At 71.0% G+C, this 12336-nt stretch carries 14 protein-coding genes; 8 read left to right on the forward strand and 6 right to left on the reverse strand.

What is annotated here, in order from left to right; genetic code table 11:
- Positions 1–5 precede the first annotated feature (5 nt).
- A complete protein-coding gene (gene otsB / locus ACQEV8_RS19715; RefSeq protein ID WP_432961967.1) occupies positions 6–869 on the forward strand; it encodes a trehalose-phosphatase in 864 nt (287 codons plus the stop codon).
- 94 nt (positions 870–963) lie between these two features.
- On the opposite strand, the gene ACQEV8_RS19720 is transcribed toward otsB, so the two are convergent.
- Positions 964–1218 carry a DUF3263 domain-containing protein gene (locus ACQEV8_RS19720; protein ID WP_432961969.1) on the reverse strand — a complete coding sequence of 85 codons (255 nt, stop codon included), beginning with the start codon at positions 1216–1218 and terminating at the stop codon, positions 964–966.
- A 35-nt stretch (positions 1219–1253) separates the two neighbouring features.
- Entirely contained in the window at positions 1254–2507 is a 1254-nt protein-coding gene (locus ACQEV8_RS19725; RefSeq protein ID WP_432961971.1) for an ABC transporter substrate-binding protein, read from the reverse strand.
- Between the two features lie 154 nt (positions 2508–2661).
- Here ACQEV8_RS19725 and ACQEV8_RS19730 point away from each other — a divergent pair, with 154 nt between their 5' ends.
- The 3 genes from ACQEV8_RS19730 (at position 2662) to ACQEV8_RS19740 (ending at position 5858) form a co-directional block, all read left to right on the forward strand.
- The gene (locus tag ACQEV8_RS19730; RefSeq protein WP_432961973.1) at positions 2662–3603 is read left to right on the forward strand and encodes an ROK family protein; all 942 of its coding nucleotides are present in this window, start codon (positions 2662–2664) and stop codon (positions 3601–3603) included.
- Complete coding sequence (gene nagA, locus ACQEV8_RS19735) at positions 3603–4814, forward strand: N-acetylglucosamine-6-phosphate deacetylase (protein WP_432961975.1); 1212 nt, start codon at positions 3603–3605, stop codon at positions 4812–4814. Before ACQEV8_RS19730 ends, nagA begins: the two co-directional genes overlap by 1 nt.
- Positions 4815–4928: 114 nt before the next feature.
- Positions 4929–5858 carry a 1-phosphofructokinase family hexose kinase gene (locus ACQEV8_RS19740; protein ID WP_432961977.1) on the forward strand — a complete coding sequence of 310 codons (930 nt, stop codon included), beginning with the start codon at positions 4929–4931 and terminating at the stop codon, positions 5856–5858.
- A 37-nt stretch (positions 5859–5895) separates the two neighbouring features.
- Here ACQEV8_RS19740 and ACQEV8_RS19745 read toward each other — a convergent pair whose 3' ends face one another.
- The 3 genes from ACQEV8_RS19745 to ACQEV8_RS19755 all read right to left on the reverse strand — a co-directional run bounded on the left by ACQEV8_RS19745 (position 5896) and on the right by ACQEV8_RS19755 (position 9303).
- Positions 5896–6867 (reverse strand): carbohydrate-binding protein, encoded by a 972-nt coding sequence (locus ACQEV8_RS19745; protein WP_432961979.1) that lies wholly within the window; start codon positions 6865–6867, stop codon positions 5896–5898.
- Between the two features lie 119 nt (positions 6868–6986).
- Complete coding sequence (gene cdgB, locus ACQEV8_RS19750) at positions 6987–8648, reverse strand: diguanylate cyclase CdgB (RefSeq protein ID WP_432961981.1); 1662 nt, start codon at positions 8646–8648, stop codon at positions 6987–6989.
- Positions 8649–8835: 187 nt separating this feature from the next.
- Entirely contained in the window at positions 8836–9303 is a 468-nt protein-coding gene (locus ACQEV8_RS19755; RefSeq protein ID WP_432961983.1) for a MarR family winged helix-turn-helix transcriptional regulator, read from the reverse strand.
- Between the two features lie 122 nt (positions 9304–9425).
- Between ACQEV8_RS19755 and ACQEV8_RS19760 the strand changes: the two genes are divergently transcribed.
- The 3 genes from ACQEV8_RS19760 to ACQEV8_RS19770 all read left to right on the forward strand — a co-directional run bounded on the left by ACQEV8_RS19760 (position 9426) and on the right by ACQEV8_RS19770 (position 11102).
- Positions 9426–9887, forward strand: a complete 462-nt coding sequence (locus tag ACQEV8_RS19760; protein WP_432961985.1) for an ester cyclase — start codon at positions 9426–9428, stop codon at positions 9885–9887.
- A gap of 96 nt (positions 9888–9983) precedes the next feature.
- Positions 9984–10592, forward strand: coding sequence for a flavin reductase family protein (locus ACQEV8_RS19765; protein WP_432961987.1), 609 nt, complete (start codon positions 9984–9986; stop codon positions 10590–10592).
- A 45-nt stretch (positions 10593–10637) separates the two neighbouring features.
- A complete protein-coding gene (locus ACQEV8_RS19770; protein ID WP_432961989.1) occupies positions 10638–11102 on the forward strand; it encodes a GNAT family N-acetyltransferase in 465 nt (154 codons plus the stop codon).
- On the opposite strand, the gene arfB is transcribed toward ACQEV8_RS19770, so the two are convergent.
- Positions 11099–11527: an alternative ribosome rescue aminoacyl-tRNA hydrolase ArfB gene (arfB, locus tag ACQEV8_RS19775; protein ID WP_432961990.1), complete on the reverse strand. Its 429-nt coding sequence runs from the start codon at positions 11525–11527 to the stop codon at positions 11099–11101. The two genes, ACQEV8_RS19770 and arfB, sit on opposite strands and share 4 nt — an antisense overlap.
- A gap of 176 nt (positions 11528–11703) precedes the next feature.
- Between arfB and ACQEV8_RS19780 the strand changes: the two genes are divergently transcribed.
- Complete coding sequence (locus ACQEV8_RS19780) at positions 11704–12279, forward strand: TerD family protein (protein ID WP_382495033.1); 576 nt, start codon at positions 11704–11706, stop codon at positions 12277–12279.
- Positions 12280–12336 lie beyond the last annotated feature (57 nt).

A 12336-nucleotide genomic window follows, 5' to 3' on the forward strand; every position in this document is an offset into this window, starting at 1 on the left:
CGGTGATGAGCCCGAAGGCGTTGCCGACACCCGTGACGAAGGCCGGGCAGGAGGGGCTGGACGCGATCCTCGCCCGCCCGGGCGAGGCGCTGATCGGTCTCGACCTCGACGGGACGCTCGCGCCCATCGTCGCCGATCCCGAGAAGGCCCGGGCCCACCCCGAGGCAGTGCCCGCGCTGGCCGCGCTCGCGCCGAAGGTCGCCGCCATCGCGGTGATCACCGGCCGGCCCGCCGAGGTCGCGGTGCGCAACGGAGGCTTCGCCGACGTTCCCGGCCTCGAGCACCTCGTCGTCCTGGGGCACTACGGCGCCGAGCGGTGGGACGCCCGTACCGGTGAGATCAGCGCCCCCGCCCCGCATCCCGGAGTCGCGGGCGTCCGCGCGGAACTGCCCGAACTACTCGAACGGCTCGGGGCGTCGCAGGGGACCTGGATCGAGGAGAAGGGCCGGGCCGTGGCCGTGCACACGCGCCGGGCCGCCGACCCTGGGGCCACCCTGGACCAGCTGCGCGAGCCGCTCACCGGCCTGGCCGGCCGCCACGGCCTGATCGCCGAGCCCGGCCGCATGGTCCTCGAACTCCGCCCGCCCGGCATGGACAAGGGCGTCGCCCTCACCGAGTTCGCCCGGGAGATCGGCGCCGGTTCCGTCCTCTACGGCGGCGACGACCTGGGCGACCTGCCCGCCTACTCCGCCGTCGACCACCTCCGCGCGGACGGCACCCCGGGCCTGCTGGTGTGCAGCGGCAGCGACGAGGTGACCGAGCTCAGGGAGCGGGCGGACGTGGTGGTGGACGGCCCGGAGGGAGTCGTACGGCTGCTGGGCGCGCTGGCGGACCGGATCGGCCAGAGGGACCAGTGGGTACGGACCTAGGGGCGCGGGGCTGTATCGATTTGCGGCTCCGCCGCGCGGGCGCGACCAGCCACGACGCACCCGCACCCCGCGACGGTCGAACACCTCACGGACCTCAGCGTTCAGCCCGGCGCGTCTCCCGTATCCGCCGCAGCCGATTCACCGTGACCGGGTCGTGGGCCAGCGCCCTGGCATCGTCCAGCAGGGCGTTGAGGAGCTGGTAGTAGCGCACGGGGGCGAGCCCCAGCTCCTCCCGTACGGCCCGTTCCTTCGCGCCGGGGCCGGGAAAGCTCCGGCGTTCGAGCGCGAGGATGTCCCGCTCCCGGCGCCCGAGCCCCTGCTCAGCCGTGCCCTCGTCGTCCTCGTCCATGCCAGGCACCGTAACGCCCGCCACCGACAGTCGGACTACTCCGCGTTCTCCGCCCGGGACGCCTCCGTCTGGAGCTGCCCGAGAACGGCAGAGGGGCTGCCGCCGGGGGCGACGGCCTTACCGATCCGCTGCTTGATCTCTGCGCTGACGTCGGCCCAGGAGGTCTTGCCGACCGGGTAGAGCTCGGACGTCAGCAACTCCTCCAGGAACGGCCTGAGGTGCCGGTCCTGGTCCGAGACGGACATGGCCCCGGACGCGGAGGTGGTGACCGGCAGCAGATCGTACTGGCGGGAGAAGTCCAGCACGTTCTTCTCGCTGTAGACGAAGTCGAGGAAGTCGCCGACCTGGTCACGGTGGCCGTTCTTGCGGAAGGCCGTCATCCAGTCGGCGACACCGAGCGTGGACTTGCTCGTGCCTTCCTTGCCCGGCGTCGGCACCATGCCGTACTTGACGCCCTTCTTCGCGGCGATGTTCATCAGCGACGGGTGCCCGTTGACCATGCCGACCTCGCCCTTGGCGAAGGCGGCGTACGCGTCGGCCCGGTTGAGTTCCCCGGGCGCGACCGGCCCGGTCAGGCCCTTGCCCACCAGGTCGTCCTTGAGCCAGGAGAAGGTGTCGATGTTCTCCGGGGAGTCAATGCCGTAGCCGTCGACGGTGTCGGTGTAGCCGCCCCCGCCGCTGAGCATCCACTGCATGCTCTCGGCCGGCGCCTCCTCCGGACCGAGGGGCAGAGCGTACGGGTAGGTCACGCCCTCGGCCTTGAGCGCCTCGGCGTCGTCGGCCAGGTCGTCCCAGGTCTTGGGCGGGGTGATGCCGGCCTCGGAGAAGAGGGCCTTGTTGTAGAAGAGCACGCGCGTGGAGGAGGCGAACGGCATGCCGTACTGCACGCCCTTCACCTGGCCCGCGGAGGCCAGCTGCCCGACGAAGTCGGCCTGCGTGGGTATGGAGAGCAGGTCGTCGGCCTTGTAGAGCTGGTTCTGGGCCGCGTACCCGGCGTACGAGCCGATCTGTGCCATGTCCGGCGGGTCACCGGCGGCGACCATCTCCCTGACCTTGCGGTCGACGTCGTTCCAGGAGTAGACGCTGACGTCGATCTTCACACCGGGGTGGTCGGCCTCGTACTCCTCGACGAGCTTGTCCCAGTATTTCTGGGAGCTGTTGGCCTCGCTGTCGCCGTAGTCGGCGGCGACCAGTTTCAGGGTCACGTCGGCCGAGCCGCCCGTCACGCCGCAGCCGCCGAGGACCGCCGTCATGCCCAGCGCGGACACCACCGCGATCGTTCCTGCCATCCGCCGCCGCTGCACCGCTGTTCTTCCCCAACCCTGGCGTCACTCGCCAAACTCTGGCGTGGTCCGCCACCGAAACTTTTCGATATTCGGAATAAGGTCTACACCACGTGAGTGGACTAGACCTCTCGCGGGTCCCCGGGTCACACTGTGTTCCGTGAGACATGTCATCGCCCTCGACGTGGGCGGCACCGGAATGAAGGCCGCTCTGGCCGGGCCCGGGGGCGAGGTGCTGCACCGGTCCCGCCGGGCCACCAGACGCGAGCAGGGTCCGGAGGCCGTCGTCGCGGCCATCCTCGACTTCGCCGCCGAGCTGCACGCCTACGGCGCCGAGCACTTCGGCACGCCCGCGGCCGCCGCCGGTGTGGCCGTCCCCGGCATCGTCGACGAGGCGCGGGGCACCGCCGTCTACGCCGCGAACCTCGGCTGGCGCGACGTCCCGCTGCGCGACGCCCTCGCGGAACGGCTGGGCGTCCCGGTCGCCCTCGGCCACGACGTGCGCACCGGCGCTCTCGCCGAGGGCCGGGTCGGCGCGGGCCGCGGCGCCGACCGGTTCCTGTTCGTGGCGCTGGGCACCGGCATCGCGGGCGGCATCGGCGTCGAGGGCCGGGTCGAGTCGGGGGCGCACGGCTTCGCGGGCGAGATCGGCCACATCGTCGTACGGCCCGGCGGGGCCGCGTGCCCGTGCGGGCAGCGCGGCTGCCTGGAGCGCTTCGCCTCGGCGGCGGCCGTCAGCGAGGCCTGGGCCGCGGCCTCCGCCGACCCGGACGCGGACGCGGCCGACTGCGCGAAGGCCGTCGAATCCGGCGACCCACGGGCCCGGGCGGTCTGGCAGGAGGCGGTGGACACCCTCGCCGACGGGCTGGTCACGGCCCTCACCCTGCTCGACCCTCGAACCCTGATCATCGGCGGCGGACTGGCGGAGGCGGGGGAGACGCTGTTCGCGCCCCTGCGCGAGGCCATCGACCGCCGCATCACCTTCCAGAAACAGCCGTCGATCGTCCCGGCGGCCCTGGGTGACTCGGCCGGATGTCTGGGGGCGGGCCTGCTCGCCTGGGATCTCCTCGACCAGACCGACCGTTCGGAGGCAACCACCTGATGGCAACTCCCTCAGGGGCGCGGGGAACTGCGCGAACAACCACGCACACCCCGCACCCCGCGACGACCGGACAGCCCACAGTCCTGTCCGGCGCGACCGTCGTCCTCCCCACAGAGACGGTCCAGGGCGGCCGACTGCCCATCGACGGCACCCGCATCGCCCACACAACTCCCGAAAACGCCCAGGTCATCGACGTAACCGGCCACTACGTCATCCCCGGCTTCGTCGACCTGCACAACCACGGCGGCGGCGGAGCCTCCTTCACCTCCGGCTCGGCCGAGGACATCCTCAAGGGCATCCACACCCACCGCCTGCACGGCACGACCACCCTGGTCGCCTCGACCGTCACCGGAGACATGGACTTCCTCTCCGAGCGAGCCGGCCTGCTCAGCGAGCTGGCCGAGCAGGGCGAGATCGCCGGCGTCCACTTCGAGGGCCCGTTCATCTCCCCCTGCCGCAAGGGCGCCCACGCCGAGGACCTGCTGCGCGACCCGCACCCCACGGACGTCCGCAAGCTGATCGACGCGGCCCGGGGCCAGGCGAAGATGGTCACGCTGGCCACCGAACTCCCCGGCGGCCTCGACTCCGTACGCCTCCTGGCCGACCAGGGCGTGATCGCGGCGATCGGCCACACGGACGCGACCTACGAGCAGACGGTCGAGGCCATCGACGCGGGCGCGACGGTGGCCACCCACCTCTTCAACGCGATGCCGCCCCTCGGCCACCGCTCCCCCGGCCCGATCACCGCGCTCCTCGAGGACGACCGGATCACGGTCGAGCTGATCAACGACGGCACGCACCTGCACCCCGCCGCGCTCCAGCTGGCGTTCCACCACGCGGGAGCGGAGCGCGTGGCGTTCATCACGGACGCGATGGACGCGGCCGGTTTCGGCGACGGCCGCTACTGGCTCGGCCCGCTGGAGGTGGAGGTCGCCGACGGCGTGGCCCGCCTGGTCGAGGACGGCACGATCGCGGGCTCCACCCTCACCCTGGACCACGCCTTCAAACGGGCGGTCACGGTCGACGGCCTGTCGGTCGAGGACGCGGTGCGGGCACTCTCGGCGACCCCTGCCCGCCTGCTCGGCATGGCCGACCGCATCGGCTCCCTGGAGCCCGGCAAGGACGCGGACCTGGTGCTCCTGGACGCCGATTTCGAGGTGAAGGGCGTGATGCGCCGGGGCGAATGGGTGGTCGGTCCCCAACTGAGCTGATCCGTCCCGCAGTCGGGAGACGGTGGCCGAGTCCGGGACTGGGCCGACCGCCGCCTCTTTGGCATGATCAGGGAACGTTCACGGCAACAAGCGCGTCTGGGGGAGGTCGGCCCGGTGATCCTCACGGTCACGCTGAACACCGCTCTCGACATCACCTACCGCGTACGGTCCCTCAGGCCGCACGCCTCCCACCGCGTCTCCGAGGTGACGGAACGCCCCGGCGGCAAGGGCGTCAACGTCGCCCGGGTCCTCGCGGCCCTCGGGCACGAGGTGACCGTGACGGGGTTCACGGGCGGTGCGACGGGCCGGGTCGTCCAGGAACTCCTGGCCCCGGCGCCGGGCGTGGTGGACGCGCTGGTCCCGGTCGCGGGCCCGACCCGCCGCACCGTCGCCGTGGTCGACGACCGGTCCGGCGACACGACGCAACTCAACGAACCGGGCCCGACGATCACCCCCACCGAGTGGTCGGCCTTCCAGGAGACCTACGAGACCCTGCTGGCGTCCGCCTCGGCAGTGGCCCTGTGCGGCAGCCTCCCACCGGGCGTCCCGGTGGGCGCGTACGCGGGCCTGGTCCGCACGGCCCGCTCCTTCTCGGTCCCGGTCCTCCTGGACACCAGCGGCGAACCCCTGCGGCGAGGCGTCGCCGCCCGCCCCGACATCATCAAGCCCAACACCGACGAACTGGCAGAACTGACCGGCTCCCACGACCCGGTGCGAGCCACCCAGGACGCCCGCCGCCGGGGTGCGCGCGCGGTGGTCGCGTCCCTGGGCGCGGAAGGCCTGCTGGCGGTAACCCTCGAGGGCCGCTGGCGCGCCGCCCCACCGACCCTGGTACGAGGCAACCCGACAGGCGCGGGCGACTCGGCGGTCGCGGGCCTGCTCTCGGGCCTGGTGGAACACCTCCCCTGGCCGGACCGCCTGGCCCGGGCGACGGCCTTGTCGGCGGCGACGGTGCGGGCGCCGGTGGCCGGGGAGTTCGACAGGGGTGTGTACGAGGAGTTGCTGGGGAGCGTGACGGTGACGGGCGAGGCGTCTGCGGCGTAGAGCGCGGTTGGTCGGTTCCGCTCGTGCCGCCGACGTATCAACTCGTCCGGCTGCCCTTCTTCAGATAGAACTGGTCGAGCACCGCGTCGCACTTGTTGCCCTCGTTGCAGGCGAGCTCGATGGTGTTGGTGCCCTTGTTCAGATTCACCGTGGCGAAGGTGTTCTTCCAGCCCTGTTCCCAGTCGCCCTTGGGCGAGCCCCCGAAGTTCTTCATGCTCAAGGGCCTGGAGAGGGCATCGCCGTTGACCACCAGGGTCGCGTCGGCGTCCGTGCCCGGGACGCCGTAGTTCACGTAGAGCGTGTAGGCGCCGGCCTTCTCGATACCGTCCACCGTCCAGGTGATCTTGGCACCGACCTGGTTGAAGCCCGTCACATAGACGCCACCGTCGGCCTTCGCGCCCTTGAATTCCGACGCGGTCGACATGCCGGGGCTGAGGCGCAGGGCCTTCGCGTCGGCCTTCGGCAGGTCGGCCTGGCTCGCCGCGCTCTTACTGGCCGACGGACTCGGCTCGGTGCTCTGGGACTGGTTCTGATCCGAGCCGGCCTGGTCCTCGGGCTTCTTGTCTTCCTTGTCGCCGCTCAGCATGGCGATGCCGATGCCGATCACGACCGCCGCGACCACCGCGACCGCGCCGATCAGCAGGCCCTTGGTGTTCGGGCCGCGGCCGCCCCGGCCGCCCCCGCCGCCGGGCACCTGGTGCTGGGGGGAGGTGGCCGCTCCGCCGCCGGGCAGTGTCTCGGGGGCCGCGTAGTGCGCGTTCGGCCGGCCGTGGCCGCCCTGCTGCTGGGGGCCCTGGCCGTACGCCGCGGTCTGGCCCGCGCCCGCCTGCGCCTGAGGCTGCTGCTGGCCGTAGGAGCGGGTGCCGACCGCACGCACCCGGTTGACCGAGTTCGGGTAGCCGTAGCCCCCGGACGGCGGCTGGGCTCCGTTGGCCTGCCCGTCGGCGTAGAGATAGCCGAACGGGTCGTCGTCCTCGGGCGTGCTCGCGCCGTTGTTGCCGGGCGTCATCCCTTGGTCTCCTCAGTCAGGTGCGGTGCGATGCGGTACGGGTCGTAAGACAGCGAGCCTACCCGCTCCCAGTGACCCAAACAGGTGACTCAGACCGCATCAACTCGCTGACCTCGGGTTCACCCAGCGCGTCTGTGTTGTTTGGGACGAGATCGTTTCTCGACGTACATCCGCTCGTCAGCGGATTTCAACACTTCGTCCGCCGTCATTCCACAGTGTGCCCATCCGATGCCGAAGCTGGCCCCGACCCGGACGGCACGCCCCTCGGCGCGGATGGGCTGGATGATCTCGTTGCGGAGGCGGACCGCGAGGTCCTGCGCGTCGGCCCGGCCGAGTCCGTCCGCGAGGATGACGAATTCGTCACCCCCGAGCCGGGCGACTGTGTCGCCGTCGCGGACCTGGTTGCTCAGTCGCCGGGCGACCTCGATGAGAACCGCGTCACCCGCGTTGTGCCCGAACCGGTCGTTGATCGACTTGAAGCCGTCGAGGTCGCAGAAGAGGACGGCGAGGCCTTTCGTGCCGTCGTCATGGTCGCCGTCCGGGGCGACGGTGTGCACATGGTGGTCGTAGGCGTCGTACGGCTCGGCGGCCTGCCGGAAGTCGAAGCCGGGGCCGACGACGTCGAAGGCGGGGTGGCCGTAGGCCGCGTCATGGGACTCGGCGACGACGGAGTGCGGGGGCGCGGCGCGCTGGCAGAGCCGCGACGACAGGCGGGAGCGCAGCTCGGCGGAGTTCGGCAGGCCGGTGAGCGAGTCGTGGGAGGCGCGGTGGGCGAGCTGCAGCTCGCGGCGTTTGCGCTCCTCGATGTCCTCGACGTGGGTGAGGAGGAAGCGCGGGCCGTCGGCGGCGTCCGCGACGACGGAGTTGCGGAGGCTGACCCAGACGTACGTGCCGTCGCGGCGGCCGAGGCGTAGTTCCGCACGGCCGCCCTCCGCCGAGGTCCGGAGCAGGGTGCCTATGTCCTCGGGGTGGACCAGGTCGGAGAAGGAGTAGCGGCGCATCGCGGAGGCGGGGCGGCCCAGCAGCCGGCACAGGGCGTCGTTGGTGCGCAGGATCCGGCCGTGCTGGTCGCCGCCCATCTCGGCGATGGCCATGCCGGACGGGGCGTACTCGAAGGCCTGCCTGAAGCTTTCCTCACTGGCCCGCAGCGCCTGCTGCTCGCGCTCCAGCCGGACGAGCGCGCGCTGCATATTGGCGCGCAGCCGGGCGTTGCTGATCGCGATGGCGGCCTGGAAGGCGTACATCTGGAGCGCCTCGCGGCCCCAGGCGCCGGGGTGACGGCCGTTGCGCGGGCGGTCCACGGAGAGCACGCCGATCAGCTCGCCGCATGCCGCGCTTCCCTGCGGCCCGGGCGCGTACATGGGCGCGAAGAGCCGGTCGGCCGGATGCCACTCGTCCTCGAAGCGGGGCGCGGGGCCGTCGGTGTACCACTGCGGGACGTCGTCGTCGTCGAGGACCCAGCCCTCGGTGTGGGGTATGAACACCAGGTCGCCCCAGTGCTCGCCCATGCCGAGGCGGCGTTCCCAGGATTCGCGTGAGCCGACGCGGCCGGTGATGAGGGCCTCGGCGGCGGGGTTCCCGGCGAAGGCGGCGACGACGAGATCGCCGTCGGGTCGTACGAGGTTCACGCACGCCATTTCGTAGCCGAGAGCGGCGACGACGCCCTCCGCGACGGTCTGCAGTGTGTCCGCCAGGCTGCGGGCCGTGTTCATGTCGGCCATGACCTGGTGCAGTTGTCGCAGGGACGCAAGACGGACGTAAGGCTCCGACTCGGTCTCCATGCTCGCCCTCCCCCCCGAGTACCTCGCAGCGAATCAAGAATCAAGGGTTCTCATCGGCGTACGTCCTGGCAGCTTCCCCGCCACTGAATCACAGCGCGCTGCTCACTCGGTACACAGGGTCAACAATTACTGCCCCTTGTGACTCAAGTCACAGGTAAAGCTGAACAATTGCCTGGAGTTTCTGCAATCAGCCCTTCTGTATGCGGACGGCCTGTTCGCCGCCGACATCGGTGAGGCGTCGCAGGTAGCGTTCGACCACGCCGAGTTCGTCGTCGGTGAATTCCTCCAGCGCCTCACCGAAAGCCCTGCCGGGGATTTCCCAGGCAGCATCGACCTCAGGACTGCGCCGGGCGGCCAGGGAGACGAGCACCTTGCGCCGGTCGTCGACGCCGGGGCGGCGTTCGACCAGGCCGGCCTTCTCCAGCCTGTCCACCAGACGGGTGGCCGATCCGGACGTCAGCCCCGTCAGCTTCGCGATCTCCCCGGTCGTGTGCGGGCCGGGCTCCAGACCGAGCAGGCTCACGCACTGCAGATCGGTGGGGTGCAGGCCGAGCCGTTCGGCCAGGGCCTGGTTGAACAGGGTGTAAGCGGCGTGGTGGCGCCGCGCCGCCGCGGTGACCGCCGCGACCACCTCCGCGCGGGTTCGATCGGTCACGAGATAACCCCTGTACTTATACCTGTGTCACGCAGATTATGTGTTGCGCAGATGATTCTGCCGGACCACCACCACAACCACAACCACCACCACGATCACGATCACGCCCCATGGGAGACCGCATGACCACGCACACCCCCGATCGACTGCGCGCCCTCTACAACCGCTGGAGCCAGCTGTGGCGCGGCGATTTCAGTCACGCCGAGGACATCCTCGACCCCGGATTCCTCGTCCACCAGGCACGCCCCGACGGCAGCGACTCCGAGGCGGTCACCGGCCCGGAACGGCTGCTGCCCGAGATCGAGCAGACCATGGCAGCCTTCGGCGACATCGCCATCACCGTCGACCTCGGCCCGATCGTCGACGGCGACCTGATCGCCGCCCGCTGGACCATGCGTGCCACCTACACCGGCGGCATCCCGCACGCCACGGCCCCCGCCGGCACGAAGATCTCCTTCAGCGGCCACGACATCCTGCGCGCCGCCGACGGCAGGTTCGTCGAATACTGGACCTGCACCGACATCCTCGACGGCCTGGCCCAGCTCGGCGCCGTCTCCGGCCCCAACGGCCCCGCCCGGCAGTGAAGCCCGAAGGGGCGGGGCGTCCGTCGGGAGTCCTAGGACCGTCATCGGGCGGAGGCCCGATGCGGAACGCGCGGGGCGGAGATTAGCGTTTCCGGTGTGCCGAACACTCCCCCTGCCGCGTCCCCGATCATTCGGTCCGCCACGTCCCCGATCATTCCGTCACCCGCCTCCGGGCATGCTGAGGGGGTGAGCAACGACGAGTTCCGCGCCGCCATGTCCCGGCTGGCCTCGGGCGTGGTCCTGGTGACCGCGCAGGAGCCGCCGCTCGACCCGGACGATCCCTCAGCACCGGGCAGCGAGGACGTGGGCATGACGGCCACGGCCTTCATGTCGGTGTCCCTGGACCCGCCGATGGTCCTGGTGAGCCTGCGCGAGGGCTCCCGCATGGACGACCTGCTCGACGAACAGCCCCACTGGGCGGTGTCCGTCCTGTCCGAGAGCCAGCGGCACATCGCGGGCCGGTTCGCCATGAAGGGCCGGGTCAGCGACCGGCTGCTGTTCGCCGACATCCCGTACACGCGCGGCGAGTACAGCGGAGCGCCCCTGGTGGGCGGCGCCCTGGCCGTCCTGGAGTGCCGCACCGAGCAGCGCGTACCGGCCGGCGATCACACGCTTGTCATCGGCCGCGTGCTGACCGCTCGCGTGCCGAGCGCGGAGGGCGGGCCGCTGGCGTACTTCCGGGGGCGGTACCGGCAGTTGGGCTGAGGAAACCGTTGGCCGGGCGGCGGACCGCCTGGCTAGGGTGCGCGCATGACGACCGGCCCGCATCTCGAAGAGATCAGTTCCGCGAACCTCGACGCCGCCCTCGCCATCCGCGTCCGCCCCGACCAGGAACACGCGGTCGCCCCGGTCGTGAAGTCGCTCGCCGAGGCATATGTGCATCCCGGCGTCGCCTGGCCCCGCCTGATCGTCGACGGTGACCGCCCGGTCGGCTTCCTCATGGCCTGCCTCGACATCGACTGGTACGAGGACGGCAGCGTGCTGCGTTCGGGCCTGTGGCGGCTGAACATCGCGGCCGGTGAGCAGGGCAAGGGGTACGGCCGGTTCGCCGTCGAGTCCGTCGCCGCCGAGCTGCGCCGGCGCGGCGCCGAACAGTTCTACGTCACGTGGCACCCGGGGTCGAACGGCCCCGAGGGCTTCTACCTGGGGCTCGGGTTCCGCCTGAACGGGGAGACCAGCGGGGGCGAGACGGTGGGGGTACTGGAGCTGGACTAGCTCCAGCCCCGCTCCGACCGGCCGCGCTTGGTCTCCGAGCGCTGCTTCTTCTCGCGCAGCCGCCGCTCGTTGATACCCCGGGGGATCCTGGTCTTCCTGCGGGGCTTGGGCGGGGGTGCGGTGGCCTCGGCCAGGAGGGCGGCGAGGCGTACGGCGGCGGACTCCCGGTTGCGCCACTGGGAGCGGTGCTCGGAGGACCGCACGGTGACGACTCCGTCGACCAGACGCCCGGCCAGCCGCTCCAGCGCCCGCTGCTTCCACACCTCGGGCAGCGCCTCGGTCTTCGCCAGGTCGAAGCTGAGCTCGACCTTCGAGTCACTGGTGTTGACGTGCTGCCCGCCGGGCCCCGAGGACCGCGAGAAACGCCACATGAGCTCGGCCTCGGGCAGGGAGACGGAGCCGCGGATGACGTGGGGACCAGACATGCGTCCATGTTCCCGCTTCTGTCCGGTCCACGTCATCCCAATAATCGCGAGTAAAGAAAGTAAAGGAGCTGGAACCTCGCGTACCCCTCTCTACGTTCAGGGGGGTAGCTGTAGCTTCTTTGCCGCAGCTGCTTTGCCGTACTGCCGTACGTAAACGAGGGAAGGGACTCCCAACAATGGCTGTAAGCCTGTCCAAGGGTGGCAACGTCTCGCTCACCAAGGAGGCTCCGGGCCTGACCGACGTCACCGTGGGCCTCGGCTGGGACGTCCGCACCACCACCGGCACGGACTTCGACCTCGACGCGTCCGCGATCGCGGTCAACACGCAGGGCAAGGTCTTCTCCGACGCCCACTTCGTGTTCTTCAACAACAAGCAGACCCCGGACAACACGATCGTCCACACCGGTGACAACCGCACGGGCGAGGGCGCAGGCGACGACGAGGCGATCAACGTCAACCTCGCCGGCCTCCCGGCCGACATCGAGAAGATCGTCTTCCCGGTGTCCATCTACGACGCCGAGAACCGCTCGCAGAACTTCGGCCAGGTCCGCAACGCCTACATCCGCATCGTCAACCAGGCCGGCGGCGCCGAGATCGCCCGCTACGACCTGTCGGAGGACGCGGCCACGGAGACGGCCATGGTCTTCGGCGAGCTCTACCGCAACGGCGCGGAGTGGAAGTTCCGCGCGGTCGGCCAGGGCTACGCCTCGGGCCTGGTCGGCATCGCCCAGGACTTCGGCGTGAACGTCTGACGGACGCCGAGCCGTCTTTGACGGCGGAGCCCCCCGGCCTTGTAGAGGGCCCGGGGG

The sequence above is a fragment of the Streptomyces sp. CA-179760 genome, assembly GCF_050937045.1.
In the GTDB taxonomy this organism is placed as follows: domain Bacteria; phylum Actinomycetota; class Actinomycetes; order Streptomycetales; family Streptomycetaceae; genus Streptomyces.

Excerpts from the sequence above, each read along its gene's own strand:
- otsB (WP_432961967.1), top strand. The coding sequence starts at position 6 with ATGAGCCCGAAGGCGTTGCCGACACCCGTGACGAAGGCCGGGCAGGAG.
- ACQEV8_RS19720 (WP_432961969.1), bottom strand. The coding sequence starts at position 1,218 with ATGGACGAGGACGACGAGGGCACGGCTGAGCAGGGGCTCGGGCGCCGG.
- ACQEV8_RS19725 (WP_432961971.1), bottom strand. The coding sequence starts at position 2,507 with ATGGCAGGAACGATCGCGGTGGTGTCCGCGCTGGGCATGACGGCGGTC.
- nagA (WP_432961975.1), top strand. The coding sequence starts at position 3,603 with ATGGCAACTCCCTCAGGGGCGCGGGGAACTGCGCGAACAACCACGCAC.
- ACQEV8_RS19745 (WP_432961979.1), bottom strand. The coding sequence starts at position 6,867 with ATGACGCCCGGCAACAACGGCGCGAGCACGCCCGAGGACGACGACCCG.
- cdgB (WP_432961981.1), bottom strand. The coding sequence starts at position 8,648 with ATGGAGACCGAGTCGGAGCCTTACGTCCGTCTTGCGTCCCTGCGACAA.
- ACQEV8_RS19760 (WP_432961985.1), top strand. The coding sequence starts at position 9,426 with ATGACCACGCACACCCCCGATCGACTGCGCGCCCTCTACAACCGCTGG.
- ACQEV8_RS19770 (WP_432961989.1), top strand. The coding sequence starts at position 10,638 with ATGACGACCGGCCCGCATCTCGAAGAGATCAGTTCCGCGAACCTCGAC.
- arfB (WP_432961990.1), bottom strand. The coding sequence starts at position 11,527 with ATGTCTGGTCCCCACGTCATCCGCGGCTCCGTCTCCCTGCCCGAGGCC.
- ACQEV8_RS19780 (WP_382495033.1), top strand. The coding sequence starts at position 11,704 with ATGGCTGTAAGCCTGTCCAAGGGTGGCAACGTCTCGCTCACCAAGGAG.